Annotated in this window: 17 protein-coding genes; 12 read left to right on the top strand and 5 right to left on the bottom strand. The window is 60.9% G+C overall.

What is annotated here, in order from left to right:
* The first annotated feature begins 177 nt into the window (after positions 1-177).
* The 4 genes from AD664_RS27160 to AD664_RS17690 are packed head-to-tail and all read left to right on the top strand — an operon-like array spanning position 178 to position 6,072.
* Entirely contained in the window at positions 178-2,259 is a 2,082-nt protein-coding gene (locus AD664_RS27160; protein WP_083454219.1) for a type VI secretion system tip protein VgrG, read from the top strand.
* On the top strand, positions 2,256-3,107 hold the full coding sequence (locus tag AD664_RS27155; protein ID WP_083454218.1) for a DUF4123 domain-containing protein: 852 nt from the start codon (positions 2,256-2,258) through the stop codon (positions 3,105-3,107). The genes AD664_RS27160 and AD664_RS27155 overlap by 4 nt, the downstream gene beginning before the upstream one ends.
* Complete coding sequence (locus tag AD664_RS17695) at positions 3,104-3,874, top strand: hypothetical protein (protein ID WP_053148245.1); 771 nt, start codon at positions 3,104-3,106, stop codon at positions 3,872-3,874. Before AD664_RS27155 ends, AD664_RS17695 begins: the two co-directional genes overlap by 4 nt.
* 11 nt (positions 3,875-3,885) lie before the next feature.
* Positions 3,886-6,072, top strand: coding sequence for a lipase family protein (locus AD664_RS17690; RefSeq protein WP_053148243.1), 2,187 nt, complete (start codon positions 3,886-3,888; stop codon positions 6,070-6,072).
* Positions 6,073-6,138: 66 nt separating this feature from the next.
* On the opposite strand, the gene AD664_RS17685 is transcribed toward AD664_RS17690, so the two are convergent.
* Entirely contained in the window at positions 6,139-7,089 is a 951-nt protein-coding gene (locus tag AD664_RS17685) for a homoserine kinase (RefSeq protein ID WP_053148241.1), read from the bottom strand.
* Positions 7,090-7,148: 59 nt separating this feature from the next.
* Positions 7,149-7,439: a DUF2782 domain-containing protein gene (locus AD664_RS17680; RefSeq protein ID WP_053148239.1), complete on the bottom strand. Its 291-nt coding sequence runs from the start codon at positions 7,437-7,439 to the stop codon at positions 7,149-7,151.
* Positions 7,440-7,513: 74 nt separating this feature from the next.
* Between AD664_RS17680 and polA the strand changes: the two genes are divergently transcribed.
* Complete coding sequence (polA, locus tag AD664_RS17675) at positions 7,514-10,282, top strand: DNA polymerase I (protein WP_053148236.1); 2,769 nt, start codon at positions 7,514-7,516, stop codon at positions 10,280-10,282.
* 374 nt (positions 10,283-10,656) lie between these two features.
* Here polA and yihA read toward each other — a convergent pair whose 3' ends face one another.
* Entirely contained in the window at positions 10,657-11,298 is a 642-nt protein-coding gene (gene yihA / locus AD664_RS17670) for a ribosome biogenesis GTP-binding protein YihA/YsxC (RefSeq protein WP_053148234.1), read from the bottom strand.
* A 191-nt stretch (positions 11,299-11,489) separates the two neighbouring features.
* Here yihA and AD664_RS17665 point away from each other — a divergent pair, with 191 nt between their 5' ends.
* The 7 genes from AD664_RS17665 to AD664_RS17635 all read left to right on the top strand — a co-directional run bounded on the left by AD664_RS17665 (position 11,490) and on the right by AD664_RS17635 (position 18,811).
* Positions 11,490-11,780 (top strand): cytochrome c5 family protein, encoded by a 291-nt coding sequence (locus AD664_RS17665; RefSeq protein WP_003177141.1) that lies wholly within the window; start codon positions 11,490-11,492, stop codon positions 11,778-11,780.
* Positions 11,781-11,826: 46 nt separating this feature from the next.
* Positions 11,827-12,438: a cytochrome c gene (locus AD664_RS17660; protein ID WP_042732760.1), complete on the top strand. Its 612-nt coding sequence runs from the start codon at positions 11,827-11,829 to the stop codon at positions 12,436-12,438.
* A 198-nt stretch (positions 12,439-12,636) separates the two neighbouring features.
* Positions 12,637-13,281, top strand: a complete 645-nt coding sequence (locus AD664_RS17655) for a thiol:disulfide interchange protein DsbA/DsbL (protein ID WP_042732759.1) — start codon at positions 12,637-12,639, stop codon at positions 13,279-13,281.
* Positions 13,282-13,296: 15 nt separating this feature from the next.
* A complete protein-coding gene (locus AD664_RS17650; protein ID WP_053148232.1) occupies positions 13,297-14,175 on the top strand; it encodes an endonuclease/exonuclease/phosphatase family protein in 879 nt (292 codons plus the stop codon).
* Complete coding sequence (locus tag AD664_RS17645; protein ID WP_053148230.1) at positions 14,172-16,241, top strand: GGDEF domain-containing protein; 2,070 nt, start codon at positions 14,172-14,174, stop codon at positions 16,239-16,241. Before AD664_RS17650 ends, AD664_RS17645 begins: the two co-directional genes overlap by 4 nt.
* 101 nt (positions 16,242-16,342) lie before the next feature.
* On the top strand, positions 16,343-17,122 hold the full coding sequence (locus tag AD664_RS17640; RefSeq protein ID WP_053148228.1) for an N-acetylmuramoyl-L-alanine amidase: 780 nt from the start codon (positions 16,343-16,345) through the stop codon (positions 17,120-17,122).
* A 75-nt stretch (positions 17,123-17,197) separates the two neighbouring features.
* Entirely contained in the window at positions 17,198-18,811 is a 1,614-nt protein-coding gene (locus AD664_RS17635) for an EAL domain-containing protein (RefSeq protein ID WP_053148226.1), read from the top strand.
* A 6-nt stretch (positions 18,812-18,817) separates the two neighbouring features.
* On the opposite strand, the gene AD664_RS17630 is transcribed toward AD664_RS17635, so the two are convergent.
* Both AD664_RS17630 and algB read right to left on the bottom strand, forming a co-directional pair.
* Entirely contained in the window at positions 18,818-20,608 is a 1,791-nt protein-coding gene (locus AD664_RS17630; RefSeq protein ID WP_053148224.1) for an ATP-binding protein, read from the bottom strand.
* A gap of 10 nt (positions 20,609-20,618) precedes the next feature.
* Entirely contained in the window at positions 20,619-21,965 is a 1,347-nt protein-coding gene (algB, locus tag AD664_RS17625) for a sigma-54-dependent response regulator transcription factor AlgB (RefSeq protein ID WP_042728897.1), read from the bottom strand.
* Positions 21,966-22,218 lie beyond the last annotated feature (253 nt).

Genomic DNA, 22,218 nt, shown 5'->3' with positions numbered 1-22,218 from the left:
ACCAAGTCGAACTCCACGTCAACCATCAAGAAAGCCAAATCATTACACAAGTTGACAGAATTTATATTTAAGAGAAATTTCCTACATACTTTTCTTTTTTTTTAATCTTTGGAGGTTTTTGTCCTTCAAGGCTGCTTCAATGTCCTCAGGAGTCACTGCACACCCAAGGACGAATCGATGTCTCACTTCCATGCCCGTTCAAAATTCCGAATCGCCATCACTGGCCTTGAAGCTGAATTTCAAGTTCATACATTCAAAGGTAGAGAGGCTATCAGCCAGCCCTATTCGTTCGATGTTGAACTCGTCAGTGAGCGAAAGGACATCGATCTTGAGAAACTGCTCCATAAACAGGCATTTCTTACATTCGACCAACAAGAAAAACAGACATGCGGTGTGCACGGGCTCATCTACCGCGCCGCACAAGGTGACTCCGGCAAGCGGCTCACTCATTACAAGATAAAACTCAAACCCCAGCTTTCCTACTTGGCACATCGCATTAATCAGCGGATCTTCCAGCACCTCAGCGTCCCGCAAATCATCACATCGATCCTCAAGGAACATGGCATTCTTTCCGATGCCCATCACTTTCACTTGAGTGAACACTACGCGCCCCGCGCCTATTGCGTGCAGTACCGGGAATCGGACTTGCACTTCATTGAGCGCCTGTGTCAAGAAGAGGGCTTGCACTATCATTTCCAGCACAGTGAATCGAGCCATTACCTGGTATTTGGCGATGACCAGACTGTGTTTCCCCGAATCGACAACCTTGGTGTTTATAAACAGCACAGCGGCATGATCGCCGATGAACCGGTGATACGACGTTTTGGTTTAAGGCTGGAAACCCGGACCAGCCAAGTCCGTCGTCGAGACTACGATTTCGAAAAAGCCTCGGTCCTACAGGAAAAAAGCTGGCAGGCAGACCACGAAAGCGTCCGTCCGGACTTGGAGGACTATGATTATCCCGGCAATTTTACCCGGGATAAACGAGGTCAACTGCTGGGCAGGCGCAGCCTGGAACGCCATCGCGCTGACTACCAGCAGGCGGAAGGCCACAGTGGTCAGCCCACGCTGGCGGCCGGACACTTCCTGATGCTGAGTGAACACCCTCGCCAGGAATGGAATGATCTCTGGCTGCTGACGGAAGTGCATCACGAAGGCAAGCAGCCGCAAGTGTTGGAAGAAGGCGCCGCTGGCGCCCCCTCCATGCACGCCGGAGACTTCGACCAGGGTTATCGCAATCGCTTCGTTGCGACCCCTTGGGATGTGATCTTTCGCGCACGACGGGTCTATCAAAAACCCTGTATAGCGGGTAGCCAGACCGCCGTGGTTACCGGTCCCAAGGGCGAAGACATCCACTGCGACCAGTACGGTCGGGTCAAGGTCAGGTTTTTCTGGGATCGCGCTGATCATCTGGATGATGGCAGCAGTTGCTGGTTGCGCGTCGCGTCCAATTGGGCAGGCAACGGTTACGGTGCCGTGACGATTCCAAGAGTGGGGATGGAAGTATTGGTGACCTTCATGGAAGGCGACCCCGACAAGCCGTTGATCAGCGGATGTCTGACCAACAGCAGTCACCCTTTGCCCTATCCCCTGCCCGAACTCAAGACGCGCACGGTGCTTCGCTCCCGCAGTTCGCCGGGCGGCAAGGGGTTCAATGAGCTGCATCTGGAAGACCGCGAAGGGCAGGAATTGATCTACCTGCGGGCCCAGCGCGACATGGAACAGAAGATTGAACATGACAGCCGGCTGGAAGTGGGCAACGAAAGGCTGGAAACCGTCATGGGCAACAGCACCACCGTGCTACGTGCCGAGGAACATCGAACCACGGCCTCCAACCGCACGATCCGGGTGGAGGGTGACGACCACCTGCACGCGGCCAACCGATATACCCACGTAGATCAAACATTGATCGTCGAAGCTGGCCAGCAAGTGCATATAACGGCTGGCGCTCATCTGGTTCTGCACGCAGGCACGACCCTGAGTTTGAATGCTGGAGGTCAGCACATCGTCATAGGCCACGGCGGCATCTACAGCAGCAGTGAAATTCAGATCGGCGCAGCACCGCTAACCGCTGCGCCCGCCTCATCACACACGCACGGTACAACGCTCCCCCTGGTTTCACTGATAGATTTGCCCCGATCGCTCGCCCCTACTCAGCGCGCCTTGATGAGCGCCAGTAAAGCCATGGGATTGGACTTCTGTCCGATTTGCGAAGCTTGCCGCGCAGGGATTTGCTGTACGGAAGCCGTCGCCGCATGACTCAGACCTATCCCCATCAATGGTTGAGTGAGCACCAACACCTCGGCCACAGTTTGTGCGTTGTCCTGGACTCGGAAAATGAGGGCCCGGCACGCCAGGCCTTTCTCAAGAACAGCCGGCCCGATCAGTACCGAAGCGTCTATGGCCAAACCGAGGTCAGAGACCTCGACGATGCCGGCCCCTTTGTCTTTGGTTTCGATCAACCTGACGACCCGAACGTCAGCGAACTGCTCAGACGGCCAGAAAGCCACTGGGGATGGCTGGCCAGCCTGCCCAAGGGAAGCCTCTCCCGGCTGGTCGAACACTGGCGTGAGCGAATGATTGTCGGAACGCGCCCTCATCAGGCGTTGTATCGCTTTCATGACAATCGGGTATTGAGCCGGGCACTTGAACACCTGCCCCTTGAGGCCTATCCCGCCTATCTCGGGCCAGCAATCAGCGTGTGTTACTGGCAGGGCACGCACTGGAAGAATGTCGATAACCCGGCCCCCGATAAGCACCCGGTGCCAGACTCACCGCTTTGGTTAGAGGTGCCCTTCCCACGACCGCAAGCGATAGAGGCCCGCCGGCGCAATGCGCACCGGGTCCTGTTGGCCGAGCATCTCCAGGCCTATGCCGAACTCGCCGAACAGCAGGCCGCTGATACGTGGTTGCAATCCGTACTCGATCTGGCCGAGACGTGGAACTGGCAGGCGCCTGGGCAGTTGGAATTTTTGCTGACCCAGCGCCTGCGCGCACTCGAACCGATGCCGCCGTACTGGCACGTACGTCCTGGCGAAGATCCCGACGAGCATTTTGACCGGGTTCGATTGATGGCGGACTTCTGGCAAGGAAGCGCACCGCTATGACGATCCTCCCGATAACGATTCTTGGCTTGGGCCTGGCGATCACGGCTGGCTGCATCTACAAGCCCTCCAATACCTTCACATTCACCGCTGATCTGCCACCCGACTTTGCTTATCAGGCCATTGCCGTATATGTCCCTGCCAAAGGACAAACCTGCACTGTACCGGGTGGAAGAAATACCGAAGTTGGGTACAACCTGCACTGGCGAAAGCATTACCAGCCAGATTCGAAAATCGCCCTGTATCGAAGGGTCAGCGGCTGCCAGCTGGTGATTTACAGGATCAAGCTCGAAATCAATTCGGCCTACGGAGACGACTGGGGAGATATCAGCGGGGATGCCGCAACCGTGGCCATACGTGATGAGCTGGAGCCGCAATACAAAGGCACTTTCAGCGAAACGGGTGAAAGTGTCTTTTATGGTCAATGCCAGTGGCTGTTCCGAACCGCAGGGCCCAGGCGTCGCATCGTCAAGATCCTCGACTGCAAGGAAACCAATGCGCAAGGCGAGCTGCAAGTTGGTCGCCCGTTCTCCGCTTATACCCTGGATCAACTACCGGGGAAGACGCTCAGGATGAGGATCAACTTGGCGGAAGAGGAACGGCCCTACATGCGCGACACCTGGGTGAAATTTCCTAACGGCTGGAAGCGCTGCCTCGGCAAGGGCTTTGAGGATCCATACGCATTCTGTTTAGGAAACCACAAGGACTTCAGTGGCTTCCAGATGCCGGACGGACAGAAATGCACCCTCTATCCAGGGTGCAGTGAATAAGGACATCAACCATGACATCAATGCAATTGGAATTGGAATCCCGGTTGGGCAGTCGCATTCTGAGCTGCCCCGTGAAGGGAAAATGGACTGGATTTCAACTCGTCGATGAGTTCGGCTCTGGCGAGCCTTACGCCGGACTGGCTTACGTCGCAATCGATTCAGAAGGGCAAAAATATACGGGCAGCCTGGACTCCAACGGCATGGGTAGAATCAATGACCACCATGCGGGACCGGTTGCCCTGATCTTTGAGCAAAAGTATCGAGGTCCCGAAGAGCTCTATTTAGCGCTTCAAGGCAGGGATCACTACCCCTTGGAAATCACCGAACTCCAGGTCCGTGCCGAACAAACCCGTCACCTGAACAACAATGCCACTCGAACCCGAGAAAACCCTGCACAAACCAGTGCGGACGATTTCTTTCAGGTGGAAGTACGTCATCTGGTCAAACACGCCGCTCACTTGCCTCCCGAGGTGTACCGTCATTACCCGCTGCGCGGCGGCCCCGCACGACTGCTAGGCGAGCATGGCAAATTCGGCGTGGCCTTGATGCCGGAAAAACAGACGGTTTTGGAAGTGCGCCCGTTGCGGGCCCTTCGACCCCTGTTATCAACGACTCCTGAATTCTGCGCGCTTAACCTGTACCAGTTGGCCCTCATGTCGACACTGAGCTATTGCCCTTTCGGCCAGAAACCCGACCAACCTCCGATCAACACGCCGATAAGCTTCACTCTCCAACCCAGCGTCGGCAACTGGTTCGCGGATGGCCTGGCCAAATCCGAGGAGCTCTGGAAGCTAGGCCCAGAGCAACCAGAACCCTGCTACTACCCGCTGTACGAAGATGTGCCCTACTCCAAACGCCTGGAGATCGTGCCGTTCGACATCGAACTCTACGCGGTGAACGACCCGAAACTGGGTGAAGAGCAGGAACACCCTGCCAAGGTCCATTTTCTGGATGACCGTACGCTCGGCAAGGAAGCTACTGATACTCAAGCGTTCATTACCCACCATGACGAAGTGATCCTGATTGCCGTGCGCGGTACATCGGAAATGCTCGCTGACGGTTTGCGTGATGCCGATGCACTTCAAGTGCCATTTGAAGAAGGTGATGGCCAAGTACATCGCGGATTCTATGGCGCGGCCAAAAAAGCGGCGGCCTTTGTGACAAGTTATCTGGACCGGTTCCATACCGGGCAACAGTTATTGATTTGCGGTCATAGCCTGGGCGGTGCCGTAGCCCTGTTACTTTCTGAAATGTTGCGTCGCCGAGCGGGCTTTGACTACCGCATCCAGCTCTACACTTACGGCGCACCCCGTGCGGCTGATGCCACCTTTACAAAAAATGCCGAGCCCCTTGCGCACCACCGCATGGTCAACCACAACGACCCTATACCCAGCGTTCCCGGAAGCTGGATGAACACCCGGGCAGGCGTTTATGGCACAGGTGCCGCACTGACTTTCGTCAACGTACCGGTTGGGCTTTCGGTGTTCGTTGCGGGCGTCACCAACTGGACAGGCGAAAACTACGCGCACCACGGTACTTTGCGACATTTCCTACCGGTTGAATTCGGTCGCCAGGAAAAGTCCTCGATCCTATGGACCCCCAGTTGCGACACCATCACCCAGCAAGCCGCCTGCCAGGTGGCCTTGCAGCACCGGCATGGTTTGCCGGATCGCCCGTCGTTACTGGCTCAACTGGTCCATACCGGCAATCACTTCATGCTCCCGGGCTATATTCCCGCGTGCTGGGCAACGCTGCGTCGATGGCAGCAAGCGCAAGCATCCGCAGACACATTGGTGACAAAGCGAGAATATGAATGGGTGGCCAACGCATTGGCACGGATTACCCAGCAACTGCGCAGCGAAACCCGTGCGATGGAACAGGGTGCTCCCAACGGGCGCAGCCACACCCCCATCAACGATGCACTTACCCACGAGATCGACAAACTACGCACCACGCACGCTCGCCTGGCGACTTTACGTACCGCGTCGGTCAGCGAAAGAGACGTGTACGGCAGCGTGTCGGAGCGACCCGAACAGTTGGAGCAAAGTCTGACCCGTTGGCAGGCGCACCCGCAGAACCGACGGATGGTGCAATGGGCACCTACACCGACCCGGGACGCCGAAGGTGATGGGCTCAGAAATGCCCAGGGCTACTCCATTGGCAAACCCTATGCGCTGGATGTCGACTCCATGATCTGACTCGAAGCACTCCACCACCGACAGGCCTTGAACTACTCCAAGACCCAGTCGATTACCGAGAATGCCTTACAACGCAAACGGCAACATCACACGAACCGCCTGCCGCTGCGCCAAACGCTGCTGAAACTCCATCGGGTCGTGGATCAGCACATCCTGCCCGGCGAAGGATTCGGCGGCGATCAAGCGCGAAAGCCAGAAGCGCACGCACGCCACGCGCAGCAGGGTCGGCCAGAGGTCGGCCTCGGCGGCGGTGAACGGTCGCAGTGCCGCGTAGGCGCCCAGCAAGGCTCGCGCCCGTGGGCCGTCGAGCACGCCGTCGTCGTCCGAACACCAGTCGTTCAGGGCAATGGCCACGTCATACAGCATCGGCCCGGAGCAGGCGTTGTAGAAGTCGATCAAGCCGGTCAGGTGGGTGCCTTCGAACATCGCATTATCGCGGAACAGGTCAGCGTGGATGTTGGCGCGAGGCAGCGCCAGGATGCCGACCTTTTGCTGGGCGATTTCTTCCAGCGCGGCCTCCAGCAACTGGCGGGCCTCGGCGTCGAGGTGCGACAGCAGTTTGGCGCCCTCTTCCTGCATCCAGTCCAGGCCGCGGTCGGTCTTGCGCTTGATCATGTTGTCGCGGGTGGCCAGGTGCAGGTGCGCCAGCAATTCGCCAACTTGGGCGCAATGCTGGGCATTGGCCTGCTTGATGTGCTTACCCGCCAGGCGCGGTTGCAGCAGCGCCGGCTTGCCTGCCAGTTCCCGCAACGCGACGCCGTCGGTGGTGCGCAAGGCGTACGGCACCGGCAGGTCGGCGTCGTGCAGCACGTCGAGCAGTTCGATGAAGAACGGCATTTCCTGCACCGGGCCGCGTTCAACCAGGGTCAGGACGAACTCGCCCCGCTCCAGGCTGATAAAGAAATTGGTGTTTTCGCTACCGGCGGCAATCCCCTGGAAATCAAGCAGGCGGCCGAGCCCATAAGGGGCGAGAAAGGTTTCCAGCTCGGGCCGGGCCAAGGGGGTAAACACAGACATGGTTAAAAACTGCTCAGTTCTGGCGCCGCGGTGCAGCGGCGCCGATTAAAGTTAGGCAACTACTTCCACTCGAAGATTTTCCAGGACGGAATCAACATGTCCGGCTGGTCCGAGCGGATGAAGTTTGCATCTGTCCCGTCGGCACGCACCAGGAAATAAGGCTTGCCGTTCTTGGGCGTAACCTTGATCGCGTACAGGAAACCGTTTTGGCGGTACTCCTGGATGACCTTGTCCCCTTCCGTGCGGATGGTAACTTCCGGCTCTGGCGTTGGGGCATCGTCCGCGGCCATGACGGCCAATGGAACGGTTGCAAACAAGCCAGCCAGTAACAGGCGATTGAGTGTGCGCATGATAACCTTGTCCCTTTGTCGTCAACGGTCCCGCTATTCTAGCCCCGGACCCGCCGAAAAGGTTGATCGTGCTCATGAGCCAAGCCCCCCTCGTCCTGGTGGACGGTTCTTCATATCTGTACCGCGCCTTCCACGCGCTGCCACCGCTGACCACCTCCAAAGGCCTGCCCACCGGTGCGGTCAAGGGCGTGCTGAACATGCTCAAGAGCCTGCGCAAGCAGTATCCGGACAGCCCGTTCGCCGTGGTCTTCGACGCCAAGGGTGGGACTTTTCGCGATGCGTTGTACGCCGAATACAAGGCCAATCGCCCGAGCATGCCCGACGACATGCGCGTACAAATCGAGCCGCTGCATGCCAGCGTCAAGGCCCTGGGCTTCCCGCTGCTTTGCGTGGACAACGTCGAGGCCGATGACGTGATCGGTACCCTGGCCCGCAGCAGCGCGGCGGCCAATCGCCCGGTGGTGATCTCCACCGGCGACAAAGACATGGCGCAGTTGGTCGATGGGCACATTACCTTGGTCAATACGATGACCGGTAGCGCGCTGGACGTGGCTGGCGTTAAGGAGAAATTTGGCGTCGCTCCGGAGCAGATCATCGATTACCTGGCGTTGATGGGCGATTCCTCCGACAACATCCCGGGCGTGCCGGGCATCGGGCCAAAAACCGCGTCCGGCCTGCTGGTGGGTGTCAACGGCGGCCTGACCGAGCTGTACGCACAACTGGACATCGTCGCCACCTTGCCGATCCGTGGCGCCAAGACCCTGCCCGCCAAGCTGGAAGAGCACAAGGAAATGGCGTTCCTGTCCTACGAGCTGGCGACCATCAAGACCGACGTGCCGTTGGACGTTGGCCTGGACGACCTGCAGATGGGCGAGCCGGACCACGAGAAACTCGCCGAGCTCTACACCCTGCTGGAGTTCAAGAGCTGGTTCGAGGAAAACCAGCGGGACGCCAAGCGCGCCGGCCAGGAAATTGTCGAAACCAGCGACGAACAGCCCGGCGCCGCCGAGGCCCAGTACGAGATCATTCTTGAACAGGCGCAGTTCGAGGCGTTGCTCGACAAGCTGAACAAGGCGCCGCTGTTCGCGTTCGTCACCGAAACCAACGGCAACGACGCCCAGCATTCGCAACTGGTCGGTTTGTCGTTCGCGGTGGCGCCGTTTGAAGCGGCCTACATTCCGTTGACCCACTCCTACATGGGCGTGCCCGAGCAGTTGGACCGCGACACCGTGCTCAAGGCCCTCAAGCCGCTGCTGGAAGACCCCAAAAAGCTCAAGATCGGCCAGCACGCCAAGTTCGAAACCAACATCCTGGCGAACTGCGCCATCGGCGGGGACCAGAACAACGGCATCTTCGTCCAGGGCATCGCCTTCGACACCATGCTCGAATCCTACGTGCTGGATTCCACCGCGACCCGCCATGACATGGACAGCCTGGCGCTCAAGTACCTGGGCCAGAGCAAGACCGATTTCCAGGACATCGCGGGCAAGGGGGTCAAGCAACTGAGCTTCGACCAGATCGCCCTGGAACTGGCCGGCCCGTACGCCGCCGAAGGGGCCGACGTGACCTTCCGCCTGCACCAGGCCTTGCAGGAGAAACTCGCCGCCACGCCGAGCCTGGGCACGGTGTTGAATGACATTGAAATGCCGCTGATGCCGGTCCTGGCGCGCATCGAACGCCAGGGCGCGCTGGTGGATGCGAATCTGCTGGGTGTGCAGAGCGTTGAGTTGGGCGAGAAGCTGGTGGCACTGGAGCGTGAGGCGTTTGCCATCGCCGGCGAGGAATTCAACCTCGGCTCGCCGAAGCAACTGGGCGTGATCCTGTACGAAAAACTCGGCTTGCCGGTGCTCAGCAAAACCGCCAAGGGCCAGGCGTCCACCGCCGAAGCCGTGCTCGCCGAACTGGCCGAGCAGGATTACCCGCTGCCCAAGGTGCTGATGCAGTACCGTTCGTTGAGCAAGCTCAAGAGCACCTACACCGACCGCCTGCCGGAGCAGATCAACAGCCGCACGGGGCGCGTGCACACCAACTATCAACAAGCCGTCGCGGCGACCGGGCGTTTGTCGTCCATCGACCCGAACCTACAGAACATTCCGATCCGGACCGCCGAAGGCCGCCGGATTCGCCAGGCGTTCATCGCGCCCAAAGGCTACAAGCTGCTGGCAGCGGACTACTCGCAGATCGAACTGCGGATCATGGCGCACCTGGCCAAGGACGAAGGCCTGCTTCACGCGTTCCGCAACAATCTGGATGTGCACCGGGCCACGGCCGCCGAAGTATTCGGTGTCGAGCTGGAAGCCGTCAGCCATGACCAGCGTCGCAGCGCCAAGGCGATCAACTTCGGTTTGATCTACGGCATGAGCGCATTCGGCCTCGCCAAACAGATCGGCGTGGACCGCAAGCAATCCCAGGCCTACATCGACCGCTATTTCGCCCGCTACCCCGGGGTGTTGCAGTACATGGAGCGCACCCGCGCCCAGGCCGCCGAGCAGGGTTTCGTCGAAACCATTTTCGGCCGCCGGCTGTACCTGCCGGACATCAACGCGAAGAACCCGGCCCTGCGCAAAGGCGCCGAGCGCACGGCGATCAACGCGCCGATGCAAGGCACCGCCGCCGATATCATCAAGAAGGCCATGGTGGCCGTGGACCGCTGGTTGTCGAGCTCAGGGCTGGACGCCCGGGTCATCCTGCAGGTGCACGATGAATTGGTGCTGGAAGTGCGCGAAGACCTGGTCGACCAGGTCAGCACTGAAATTCGCCAGCACATGAGCGCCGCCGCCACGCTGGATGTGCCGCTGCTGGTGGAAGTGGGCGTGGGTAATAACTGGGACGAGGCGCACTGAGACGTAGCCCCGCGACTTTTAGAAGGGCCCTGTGGCGAGGGAGCTTGCTCCCGCTGGGTGGCGCAGCCACCCCCAAAATTTTGTGAGCGCTTCGCGCTCAAGCGGGAGCAAGCTCCCTCGCCACAGGAAGCACTGCGCAACCGGCAAAAACGTTTAGGTTCGGAAAAGTCCTACGTTTATTTCCAAAAATAATCTGAACTAAACCCGTGAATTGCCACTCAGAGATTTTGAATGGCTGGTGAAGCCCTTCAATGCTCCTATGTTGTGTTAAGTGTTGGCAGATATCTGGACCCCGCCCTAGCGGTCCGGAACTTGGACCCCGAACTTCCCCCTCCCCATACGAAGTCCGGGGTTTTTTTTGCCTGCGATTTGGCTTATTCGGCCGTTTCGCTGCCCTTGTCCGCCAGTTCCATCCAGTCGGCCAGCACGGTGTAGGCCTCTTCCAGGCCCATGCGCTTGGGCGCCGAGAACAGCTGGATGGTGACCGCGTCGCCCCAGCCTTTGCGGATTTGCGACTGCACCTTGAGCAAGGTGTTCTTGGCCGCGCCGTAGGTGAGCTTGTCCGCCTTGGTCAGCAGGATGTGCATCGGCATGCCGCTGGCCACGGCCCAGTCCAGCATCAGCAGGTCGAAGTCGGTCATCGGATGGCGGATGTCCATCATCAGAATCAAACCCTTCAGACTCTCGCGGCTGCCCAGGTAGGCTTCCAGGTGGCGCTGCCAGTGTTGCTTGAGCGGAATCGGCACCTTGGCGTAGCCGTAACCAGGCAGGTCGACCAAACGGCGTTCATCGTCTAGCTTGAAGAAGTTCAAGAGCTGCGTGCGACCCGGGGTTTTCGAGGTGCGTGCCAGGCTCGCATGGGTCAGGGTGTTCAGCGCGCTGGACTTGCCGGCGTTGGAACGCCCGGCAAAGGCCACTTCAAAGCCTTCGTCGTCAGGGCACTGGTCGACTTTGGCGGCGCTGAGCATGAAGGTGGACTGTTGGCACAGGCCAAGGATGGGGTTCTTCAGTTGCATGGGATTTCCGATGTGAGCGGCGTCGGGAATGGACGCGGCAAGCTGTGTCGTTTCCGTTTCAGTGACGCCAGTATATAATGCCGCAGATTTTGTGTGCGCTTTGTCCCAGCGTAGGATGAAGCTCACGGGAGCGATCGACCGAAATTGCGCACTAGAACGCAGCTCGCTCTCAACCCTGAAAAGGTCGTTTTATGACGAAATGGCTGCTAGCTGCCGGTGTCTTGATGCCGCTTTACAGCGCTCAGGCTACACAGGATCCGGAAGCTGTGTACAACCGTGTTTGTGGTGCCTGTCATTCCGGCCAACTCCCCACAGCGCCCCGCAAGGGCGACCAGGAAGCTTGGACGCCGAGGTTGGCGAAAGGTATGGAGACGCTGGTGCAACACGTGACCCAGGGTTTCAAGGCGATGCCGCCGCGTGGTTTGTGCATGGACTGCAGTGCCGAGGATTACCGAGCAATCATCCAGTGGATGAGCGAGTGATCCCGGTCCATAACTCTTTAACCCTTAGCCGTAGTTGGATTAGCTGATGAACAAACTGATCGTGAGTCTGCTGTTGACCTTGGGGATGACCGGTGTAGCCCACGCCGCTGGCGATGCCGCTGCCGGTCAGGCGAAAGCGGCGGTATGCGGGGCCTGCCATGGTCCAGATGGCAATAGCATGGCGCCCAACTTTCCGAAACTGGCGGGCCAGGGCGAGCGTTACCTGAACAAGCAACTGCACGACATCAAGTCCGGCAAGCGCACGGTGCTGGAGATGACCGGCTTGCTGACCAACCTGAGCGATCAGGACCTGGCGGACATCTCGGCCTACTTCGCCAGCCAGAAAGGCAGCGTCGGGGCAGCCGATCCAAAACTCGTGGCCCGTGGCGAGAAGCTGTTCCGCGGCGGCGACCTGGAAAAGGGCCTGCCAGCCTGCACCGGCTGCCATTCGCCTAACGGTGCCGGCAACGCCGCTGCCGGCTTCCCACACCTGGGTGGCCAGCATGCCCAATACGTTGCCAAGCAGTTGACCGACTTCCGCAAGGAAGAAGCCGGCCGCGCCAACGACGGCGACGCGATGACCATGCGTACCATCGCTCGCAAGTTGAGCGACGAAGACATCGCCGCCGTCGCCAGCTACATCCAGGGCCTGCACTAAGGTCCTCGGGCGACGTTACGAGGGGCGTACACCGCTTGTAACGTTAACGCTCGATTAATCTGTCGATGCAAGCATCAAAAGGGTGGCTTTGGCCGCCCTTTTTTGTGGCCGCTGCCGTTACACTAGCGAAACTGAACCCGCCAAGGTCTGTCTGAGAAACACACCTCGCGAGGCCCCCTTATTGTCCAGGAGTAAAGCATGCGTAATCTGATCACCAGCGCCGCGCTCGTCGTCGCCAGCCTGTTCGGCATGGCTGCCCAAGCCACCGCCGACGAGGCGAAGGCCCCTTACGTTGAATTGACTAACCCGGTTCCGGTGTCAGCGCCTGGCAAGATCGAAGTGGTGGAGCTGTTCTGGTACGGCTGCCCGCATTGCTATGCGTTCGAGCCGGTCATCAACCCATGGGTCGAGAAGCTGCCCAAGGACGTCAATTTCGTTCGCATCCCGGCCATGTTCGGCGGCCCATGGGACGCCCACGGCCAGATGTTCCTGACCCTTGAAGCCATGGGCGTCGAGCACCAGGTTCACGCGGCGGTCTTCAACGCGATCCAGAAAGAACACAAAAAACTCACCGACAAGAATGACATGGCCGACTTCCTGGCAACCCAGGGCGTAGACAAGGATAAATTCCTGGCGACCTTCGACTCCTTCGCCGTCAAGGGCCAGATCGTCAAAGCCAAGGAGCTGGCCAAGAAGTACGAGATCACCGGCGTACCGACCATGATCGTCAACGGCAAGTATCGCTTCGACATCGGCTCTGCCGGCGGTGCGGAACAAGCCTTGCAACTGGCCGACCAGTTGATCGCCAAGGAACGGGCGACGACCAAGGCAGTTGCCAACTAAGCGCGGCCCACGCCCATGGCCCGCTGGAGTACCGAACGCCTCGTTGGCCTGCATGAACCGCGGGTCAACGAACATCATGTCGCCTCCACGGGCCTGCCTGCCGACAGCCGCCTGCGGTTGCTGAGCTTCAACATTCAGGTCGGCATCAGCACCGAGCGCTATCGGCATTACCTGACCCGCGGCTGGCAACATCTGCTGCCCCACACCGGGCGCGCCGGTAACCTGCAGAAAATCGGCGACCTGCTCAAGGATTTCGACCTGGTGGCCTTGCAAGAGGCCGATGGCGGCAGCTTGAGGTCCGGCTACGTCAACCAGGTGGAACACCTGGCGCAACTGGGTGCCTTCCCCTACTGGTACCAACAACTCAATCGCAACCTCGGACGTTTCGGCCAGCACAGCAATGGCGTGCTGAGTCGCCTGCGACCGTGGGCGATCGAAGACCATCCGCTGCCGGGCCCCAAAGGGCGCGGGGCGATCCTGGCACGGTTCGGCGAAGGCCCGGAGGCGCTCATCGTGGTGATGATGCACCTGGCCCTCGGCGCACGTACCCGGACGATGCAACTGGCCTACATCCGCGAGCTGATCGGCGGTTACAAGCACCAGGTGCTGATGGGGGACATGAACACCCACGCCAGCGACCTGCTGCAAACCTCGCCCCTGCGCGATCTCGGCCTGCTTGCGCCGCAACTGCAAGCGACCTTCCCCAGTTGGCGCCCCCAGCGCTGCCTGGACCATATCCTGTTGAGCCCGACCCTGACCCTCGAACGCGTCGAGGTGCTGGCCCAACCCATTTCCGATCACCTGCCGGTCGCGGTCGAGATTCGTTTGCCGGGTTCGCTCACGGCCGACGCCTTCCCTGCGTTAAGTCCGGCCCCACGCGGACCCGATGAATGAGCGACGACGCCGAACGCTGGAGAGAGAAGTACCTCAAGAGTCTCGAACAGCAGGAAAAGCTTGAGCGCCGCTGGGATGCCCGGCTCGACTTGCTGCGTCGCGGCCTGGTCCGCAGCACCTTGGCCGCCGAAGGCTCGGACCGGGCGGTCGACGAGTGCATGAAGGAAATGCGTGAGGCGATCCGCACCGACGACATGGATGCGGCCCTTGCCACCCTGCTGCCGCGCCTGGAGAAAGCCGTACTCGACTCCGAACAGCGCCGCGAGACCCGGGTCGAGCAGATGAGCGCCGCACTGACGGCCCTGGTGGCGCAGTTGCAGACCCTGCCGCTGCCCAAGGACGTCAGCCGGCCCCTGAAGAAATTTTCCAAGCGGCTGGACGACCGGGTCGGCCAGACCCGAGAGATCCCGCTGTTGCTGAGCGAGCTGAGCACCTTGCAAGGCCAGGCCCTGAGCGCGCTGGAACCCCCTGCCGAAGCCCATCGTCCCGGCCTGCTGCAGCGGCTGTTTGGCGGCCAGGGGCACGAGGATGCGCCGCAAGAGCCTGCCCAGGTCGACACGGCACCCGTCGCACAGGCTGCACCCACGCCGCAGCGCCGCGCGACCGACATAGCACCTGTCGAGCCGGATTCGGAGCCGCAGCCCGCACCCACACCGAGCTCGGAACCAGCGCCCTCGGCAGAGCCCGCGCCTGCCGCTCAAGTACGGCCTGAACCGGCAACCGTCGCTGCGCCGGAAACTGACCCCGTGGCGCCTGCCGCGCCCCCTGTTCCGGCGCCAGCACCCGAAGAGGCGCAGCCGGCCAGCGAACCGAGCGACCCCACCGAGCCGGCCACCGTTGAACCGCCTACCCCGCAAGCGACGCCTGCAAACCCCGATGAGCTGCTGCCGCAGACGCCAGCGCCTCTTCCTGAGACAGAGCCAGAGTCAGAGCCAGAATCAGAGACAGAGCCCAACGCCGCCGAGGCCGCTGTCGATGCGGCCGACGCCCAATACGCCCTGCCCGACTCCCCCGAACCGTCCTACAGCTCGGTTGCCCGGCACATCGAGGACACCCTGCTGGGCCTGCTGGGTGACCTGACACTGCCCGAGCGGCACCGCCCGCAAGCCGAGGCAATGCGTGAAAAGCTGCAAAATGGTTTGAACTGGTACGAGTTACTGCCGATTCTCGACGATCTGGCGGTGCTCATGCTGGCGATCACCGACAGCGGCCAGCACGAATTCGAAGCCTACTTGCAGCGCCTCAACGATCGGCTGGAGGCGTTCCAGAACAGCTTGCTGGCCGCCAGCGAAGACCATGCGGAAAATCTCTCGGTCTCCCGGGACATGGACATCCAGATTCGCGAGCACGTCGATGGCCTGCAAAGCAGCGTCCAGCAGGCCGATGACCTGGAAAGCCTCAAACAGGTGCTTGAGAACCACCTGGAAGGCCTGCTGGGGACGATGGACCAGCACCAGAAGCAACGCGAGCAGCGTGAACAGGAAGTCTCGGCGCGCCTGAAAAGCCTCGCCGAGCGCGTAGCGCTGATGGAGCAGGATGCCCTGATCGTTCGCGAGAACCTGGAAGAGCAGCGGCTCAAGGCGCTGATCGATCCACTCACCGGGTTGCCCAACCGTGCAGCCTGGAGCGAGCGTCTTGAAAAGGAAGTGGCCGAGTGGCAACAGCACGGCAACAGCTTGTTGCTGGCCATGCTCGACCTCGACCACTTCAAGCGGATCAATGACAACTATGGCCACCTGGCCGGTGACCGGGTGCTGAAACTGATTGCCTCGGTTTTGCGCAAACGCCTGCGCAGCAGCGATTTCATCGCCCGTTTCGGCGGCGAGGAATTTGTCCTGTTGGTGCCCGACACGCCCCTGACAGCCGGGACCCAGTTGGCCGAGGCGCTACGCGCTGCCATTGAAGCCTGCCCATTCCACTTCAAGGGCGAGCCTGTCACGGTGACGGTGTCCATGGGGCTGACGGCGTTCAAACCCGGAGAACACAGCGATTCTGTGCTTAAAAGAGCCGATCAGGCGCTGTACCGGGCGAAAAGTGCCGGGCGTAACCGGGTGGAGCTGGGCTGAAGGCAATTGTTCCAATTTGTTTAATCTGCGGCCGGGCCCGGCTCATCGCGCAACGATACGTTACACTGTTGCGTTATTTTCAATGTGTAACGTCTTCTGCCATGAAATTCGCTCCGTTCATCATTTCCCTGTTCCTCCTGGCCGGCTGCACCAGCGGGCCCCGGCTCGACACCAGCCACCCGTCGGTCAACCACGACAGCCGCATCCAATTCGTAGTGGTGCATTACACCTCGGCCTCCCTGGAACGCTCCCTGGCCCTGCTGACCCATGGCGAAGTCAGCGCCCACTACCTGGTCGGCGACGATAAGAACGCCACCGTCTATCAGTTGGTGGATGAAAACCGTCGGGCCTGGCATGCCGGGGAAAGCGAGTGGGAAGGCCGCACCTGGCTCAACTCCAGCTCCATCGGCATCGAAATCGTCAACCCCGGTTATGTCGACACCCCTACTGGACGCCTGTGGTACCCCTACAGCGAAGCCCAGGTGCAGGCCTTGATCGTGTTGCTCAAGGACATTGTCCAACGCAATGGCATCAACCCACGCGCCATCATCGGCCACAGCGACATCGCGCCCCTGCGCAAGCTGGATCCGGGCCCGCTTTTCCCTTGGAAGCGCCTGGCCCAGGCAGGCCTGGGCCTCTGGCCTGACGAACAGGCCGTCGCGCGCCAGCAAGCCGTCTTCGCCGCACAACTGCCCAGCGCCAGCTGGTTCCAGGCCCAATTAGCGCGCTTGGGCTACCCGACGCCCCAGACCGGCGAATGGGACGTGGCCACTCACCATGTGCTGGCCGCGTTCCAGATGCACTACCGGCCGACCCGCTTCGATGGCGCGCCCGACGCGCAAAGCGCGGCGATCTTGCAGGTGCTCAACCAGACAAAATAATGACGCCCGTCTGACGAACAGGGCCAAATCCCAAACAGCAGCTATAACTCATTGTGACCTTTAGGATTACCCACGATGACGGCTGCCCGTGAAACGTTGCAGAGCTGGCTCCATCGCCCTCTTTTCCTGGCGACGATGGCGGCTGCCTTGAGTACGGTGCTGTTGCTGGCCGGGAGTCTGTTTGTGGTCGTCCAGCAGATCCAGCAGCGTGAAAGCGAGCAGATGAACGCCCAGGGCGAGCGCTTCCTGCAACGGCTGGAACAACTTTTCGGGCAATTGCGTGAAGGCCTCGATGACCTGCAGAACCAGCCGCTGCGGGGCTGTAGCGATGACATGATCGCGACCTTGCGGCAGGTGAGCTTCAATTACCGCTTCGTTTATGAAGCGGTGTATGTCGACGGCAGCGGCGCGTGTTCGAACCGGCCTCTCCAGAGCGGATTGTCGGTAACCCGCCTGCCCGACCTGCGCGGTCCGACCTACAGCTACTGGCTCAACACCACCACCGAACCTGACGAGGACCGCGCGGCACTGATGCTGGGGCGCGGTAATTTTCGGGTGGCCACCTCCCGCGGGCATTTGACCGATGTGGTCGATCTGCCGCCGGGCGGAAGCCTGTTGGTGGTCCTGGATCACGGCAAGCGGGCCATTCCGGTGCTGGGCACCAACCAGCATTGGCCGCCCACGGAGCCCTGGCCGCCGAAAGGCCGCAACGCCTTGCAAGTGACGCAAACCCGGCTGATCTACCGAATGCCGACCGATAACCCGGAATACCAGTTGGTACTGATCGCCCCGCGCAAGGGTTTCAACATGCCATCCAACGCCTGGTGGATGTTGCCTATCAGCCTGCTGCTAGGGCTGGGCATCGGCGTGCAGGTCTTGCTGCTGGCCCGCCAGCGACAATCCATGGACGCCGAGCTGCACGGCGCGATACGGCGCGGTGAATTGCAGGTGTTGTACCAACCCATCTTCGACCTCAACAGCCGCCATTGCGTCGGCGCCGAAGCCCTGCTGCGCTGGCGCCGGCCGGATGGCACCCTGACCAGCCCGGACTTGTTCATCCCGATGGCCGAAGACACCGGGCAGATCCGCCAGATCACCGATTTTGTGCTGCAACGGCTGTTCGATCAGCTGGGCCAGTTGCTGAGGGCCAATCCGCAGTTGTACATCTCGGTCAACCTGGCGGCCTGCGACGTGATGGTGCCGCGAATCGGCGAAGTGATTGCCCGCCTGCTGGCACTGCACCGGGTCTCGGCCCGGCAGATTGCCTTCGAGGTGACTGAACGCGGGCTGATCGACGTGCTGGTGGCCCGGGACAACCTGCAATCGTTGCGCGACAACGGGCATCAAGTGCTGATCGACGACTTCGGCACCGGCTATTGCAGCCTAGCGTACCTACAAACTTTGCCGGTGGATTGCCTGAAAATCGACAAAGCCTTCATCGATGCCTTGGGCCACGATGCCGCCAGCAGCGGTGTCGCCCCGCACATCATCCGCATGGCCCACGCGTTGCAGCTCAAGGTGATCGCCGAGGGCATCGAGCACGAAGCCCAAGCCTCGTACCTGAGCAGCGAGGGCGTGAAGTTCGGTCAGGGTTGGCTGTTTGCCCATGCACTCAGTGCGGTGCAGTTGATCGAGCTGATTACCCGCGGGCGACGCTTGCTCGGCCGGCGCCTGGACGACGAAGCCTGAAGCCCGTCAGACCGTCAACGCCATGTAGAACTGCGTGCCTTGGCCGGGTCTGGAGTAAACGCCCATGCGACCGCCGTGAAGCTGGACGATTTCCTTGCACAACGCCAGGCCGAGGCCGGCACCGCCCTTCTTGCGTCCGACCTGGACGAAAGGTTCGAAGATCCGTCCCTGCTGGCCGTAGGCAATGCCTTCACCGTTGTCTTCGACGCTGATGATCACCCGCTCACCGTGGCGGCGGGCCTGCAAGCGAATCTGGCCATGGTCGCCGGTGTGCCTCATGGCATTGTCGATCAGGTTATCCAGCACCCGCTCCAACTGCGCGGCGTCGGCATGCAGGCGTGGCAGCGGGCCCTGGATCGCCACGAGCAATTCGATGCCCTTGGCACTGGCCTGCTCGGCGAACCGCATCCGGGCCGCTTCCAGCAGCTCTTCGATGGAACACGGTGCCAGCGTCAGCTTTTGCAGGCCGTTCTGGTAGCGGGAGAAATTCAGCAGGTCATTGATGAGCTGCATCAGCCGCTGCATTTCTTCGGTGACCGTGTCGAGCAGGTCGGCCTCGCGCGACTCCGCAGGGAAATGCAGACGCTCCTGCAACAGGCCGAAGGCCATGTGCATGCCGGTCACCGGCGTGCGCAGTTCATGGGAAGCGCGCAACACGAATTCGCTACGGACCCGCTCGAAGGCGCGTTGTTCGGTGACGTCGTGCAGCACCATCACCGCGCCGAGGATGTGGCCTTGGGTATGGCTCACCGGTGTGAGGCTGTAGGTCAGTACCCGCGACTCGCCGTCCACTTCGATGCTCAGGTCCTCGGGCGCACGCTCCAGCGTCCCGCCACGCAGCACCAATTGCAGCTCGTCATCCAGGTCCGGGCGACCCAATGCTTCGCCCAGGCCCTGGCCCAGGCGCTCCTCATCCCAGCCCAGTTGCCGCTGGGCGACCGGGTTGAGGTGCTCTAGGCGGCCTTGCCGGTCGATCATCAACAGGCCGTCATCGATGCTGTCGAGCACCGCTTGCAGGCGCTGCTGGCCGGCGAGCAACTCATCGACATTGGTGGCCTGGTGTTCGCGCAACGCCTGGGCCATGATGCCGAAGCGCCGTGTCAGCAGGTTGACCTCGGCGGCGGAAGACGTCGGCAGCGTCACTTCGAAATTGCCCTGGCCGATATTATCCGCGGCCGCGGCCAGCGCCTCGATGGGCGCCCCGAGACGCCGGGCGATGCCGTGGGCGGTGACGAAACCGATGATCAACACCGCCAGCCCCACCAGCCCGAGTAGCCCGGAGATCAACAATGCCCGCTCGCGGGCACGCGTCTGGGTTTCACTGATGTTGTTCAAGGCCTGCCGATAACTCTCGATCAGGCCGTTGCGCAGCACGTTGAATTTATCGGTGAGTTCCTGAATGGCGGAAAGCGGGTTCGGTTGCTGGCGAGAGGCGGTAAACGCCTCGTAGAAGTCGAGGTAGTCGGCCTTGGCCTTGCTGAAGTTGTCCGGCGCCTCGTCCAGGCTCCGCTCATGGGCGATGCCCTCGTCGATCAACGCCAGGTACTGTTTCTTGGACGTCTCCAGGGCGGCCAGGTCGGGCTTGTCGTCGAGCATGATCATCAACTGATCGCCCAGGGTCTGGCGCAGCTTGAGCCCCAGGTCCAGCAGGATGAAGTTGTTGCGTACCGATTGCTCCTGGGTATGGGCCATCTGCATCACGCTGACCAGGCCCAGCACCAACCCCAGCAGCGCCACCGTTATCAGGGCCGAGATGCTGAGGAACAGCCGTGTACGCAGCTTCATCGCCAGTTTCATAGGGTGTCGCTCACAGGTTGTACTGCTTGCGTTTGCGGTACAGCGTGGAGGCGTCGATACCCAGGGTCTTCGCGGCTTGGTCCAGGGTGTCGGCGGTGGCCAGCACGGCACCGATGTGCGCCTTTTCCAATTCATCGAGGCTGAGCGGCGCGCCGATGCGAGGGGCGTTGTTGACCGGTTGTTCGGCCATGCCCAAGTGGCTGATTTCGACTTTTTCCTGTGGGCAGATGATGCTGGCGCGCTCAACCACGTTGCGCAGTTCGCGGATGTTGCCAGGCCAGCGATAGCCAAGCAGCGCTTCGCGGGCTTCGTCGCTGAAACCCCGGGCCGGGCGTGCATATTCCTTGACGAAGCGCGCCAGGAAGCGATCGGCCAGGGTCAGGATGTCTTCGGCGCGCTCGCGCAGCGGCGGCAGGTGCAAGGTGATGACGTTCAGGCGATAGAGCAGGTCTTCGCGGAAACGCCCGTCGCGCACCATGTCTTCAAGGTTCAGGTTGGTGGCCGCCAGAATCCGCACATCGGCGCGACGGGTCACCGGATCGCCAACCCGTTCGTATTCCTTGTCTTGGATGAAGCGCAACAACTTGGGTTGCAAGGTCAGGGGAAAATCGCCGATCTCGTCGAGAAACAGCGTACCACCGTCCGCCTGGTTGACGCGTCCCAGGGTGCTTTCGCTGGCCCCGGTGAACGCCCCACGGCTGTGGCCGAACAACTCGCTTTCCATCAATTCAGCGGTCAGGGACGGGCAGTTGATGGTGACGCAGGATTTCTTCGCACGCTTGCTCCAACCGTGGATCGCCCGGGCCAGCTCGCCTTTACCGGTGCCGGATTCACCGAGAATCAGGATGTTGGCGTCGGTGCTGGCCACCTGGCGAGCGGTCTCCAGCACGACCTTCATCGCCGGGCTATGGGAGTCGAGGCCGTCCTTGGGCTTGCGTACCTCCCCTTCGAGGGCTTCGAGGCGGGCCGACAACTGGCGCACTTCCAGCTGCTTGGCGGTCGCCAGGCGCAATTGGTCCGGGCTGCAGGGCTTGACCAGGTAATCGGCGGCCCCGGCCTGGATCGCGTCCACGGCCGTGTCGACCGCCGAGTGGGCCGTGACGATCACCACCCGCATCCACGGTGCCTGGATACGCATCTGGGCCAACACATCCAGACCGTTGTCTTCCCCCAGGCGCAGGTCGAGGAAGCACAGGTCGAACACCTGGCGTTGCAGCAGCGCATCGGCCTGGGCCGCACTGTTGGCGGTGGCGACGGTATAGCCCTCGTCTTCCAGGCAATAACGGAAGGTACGCAGGATGGCAGACTCGTCGTCTACCAGCAGAATGCGGCCTTGGTGCTCAGTGGCGGATTCCATTTTTCCTACGCTCCTTAATGAATGATGATGGTTAGTGTCAGAAAAATCGGGCAAGTTGCATGGTCGTTTCCGAGGGAATATTACCCACCGAGAGGGACCCTGTGGACGTCAGTTGGCTAAAAGATTGATTTGAGCCCGTTTTTTTCCGTTTCGCCGGTTTCGAGGGGCTCGGCTCGCTCATTCCGACAGCGGTTTGCGATGGGCAATTCAAAAAGAATCTAACGCTTCCCCTCTTCCGTTCGTGCAATACGCA

This window comes from Pseudomonas sp. P97.38, from assembly GCF_001269745.1.
Taxonomy (GTDB): domain Bacteria; phylum Pseudomonadota; class Gammaproteobacteria; order Pseudomonadales; family Pseudomonadaceae; genus Aquipseudomonas; species Aquipseudomonas chlororaphis_E.
This window is presented reverse-complemented; position numbering and strand designations above follow the sequence as displayed.

What these genes read in the sequence shown, in the direction of transcription:
- AD664_RS17640 (WP_053148228.1), top strand. Translation starts at nt 16,343, where the DNA reads ATGAAATTCGCTCCGTTCATCATTTCCCTGTTCCTCCTGGCCGGCTGC.
- algB (WP_042728897.1), bottom strand. Translation starts at nt 21,965, where the DNA reads ATGGAATCCGCCACTGAGCACCAAGGCCGCATTCTGCTGGTAGACGAC.
- AD664_RS17690 (WP_053148243.1), top strand. Translation starts at nt 3,886, where the DNA reads ATGACATCAATGCAATTGGAATTGGAATCCCGGTTGGGCAGTCGCATT.
- AD664_RS17650 (WP_053148232.1), top strand. Translation starts at nt 13,297, where the DNA reads ATGGCCCGCTGGAGTACCGAACGCCTCGTTGGCCTGCATGAACCGCGG.
- AD664_RS27160 (WP_083454219.1), top strand. Translation starts at nt 178, where the DNA reads ATGTCTCACTTCCATGCCCGTTCAAAATTCCGAATCGCCATCACTGGC.
- AD664_RS17630 (WP_053148224.1), bottom strand. Translation starts at nt 20,608, where the DNA reads ATGAAACTGGCGATGAAGCTGCGTACACGGCTGTTCCTCAGCATCTCG.
- AD664_RS17685 (WP_053148241.1), bottom strand. Translation starts at nt 7,089, where the DNA reads ATGTCTGTGTTTACCCCCTTGGCCCGGCCCGAGCTGGAAACCTTTCTC.
- polA (WP_053148236.1), top strand. Translation starts at nt 7,514, where the DNA reads ATGAGCCAAGCCCCCCTCGTCCTGGTGGACGGTTCTTCATATCTGTAC.
- yihA (WP_053148234.1), bottom strand. Translation starts at nt 11,298, where the DNA reads ATGCAACTGAAGAACCCCATCCTTGGCCTGTGCCAACAGTCCACCTTC.
- AD664_RS17695 (WP_053148245.1), top strand. Translation starts at nt 3,104, where the DNA reads ATGACGATCCTCCCGATAACGATTCTTGGCTTGGGCCTGGCGATCACG.
- AD664_RS17645 (WP_053148230.1), top strand. Translation starts at nt 14,172, where the DNA reads ATGAGCGACGACGCCGAACGCTGGAGAGAGAAGTACCTCAAGAGTCTC.
- AD664_RS27155 (WP_083454218.1), top strand. Translation starts at nt 2,256, where the DNA reads ATGACTCAGACCTATCCCCATCAATGGTTGAGTGAGCACCAACACCTC.
- AD664_RS17665 (WP_003177141.1), top strand. Translation starts at nt 11,490, where the DNA reads ATGACGAAATGGCTGCTAGCTGCCGGTGTCTTGATGCCGCTTTACAGC.
- AD664_RS17660 (WP_042732760.1), top strand. Translation starts at nt 11,827, where the DNA reads ATGAACAAACTGATCGTGAGTCTGCTGTTGACCTTGGGGATGACCGGT.
- AD664_RS17680 (WP_053148239.1), bottom strand. Translation starts at nt 7,439, where the DNA reads ATGCGCACACTCAATCGCCTGTTACTGGCTGGCTTGTTTGCAACCGTT.
- AD664_RS17655 (WP_042732759.1), top strand. Translation starts at nt 12,637, where the DNA reads ATGCGTAATCTGATCACCAGCGCCGCGCTCGTCGTCGCCAGCCTGTTC.
- AD664_RS17635 (WP_053148226.1), top strand. Translation starts at nt 17,198, where the DNA reads ATGACGGCTGCCCGTGAAACGTTGCAGAGCTGGCTCCATCGCCCTCTT.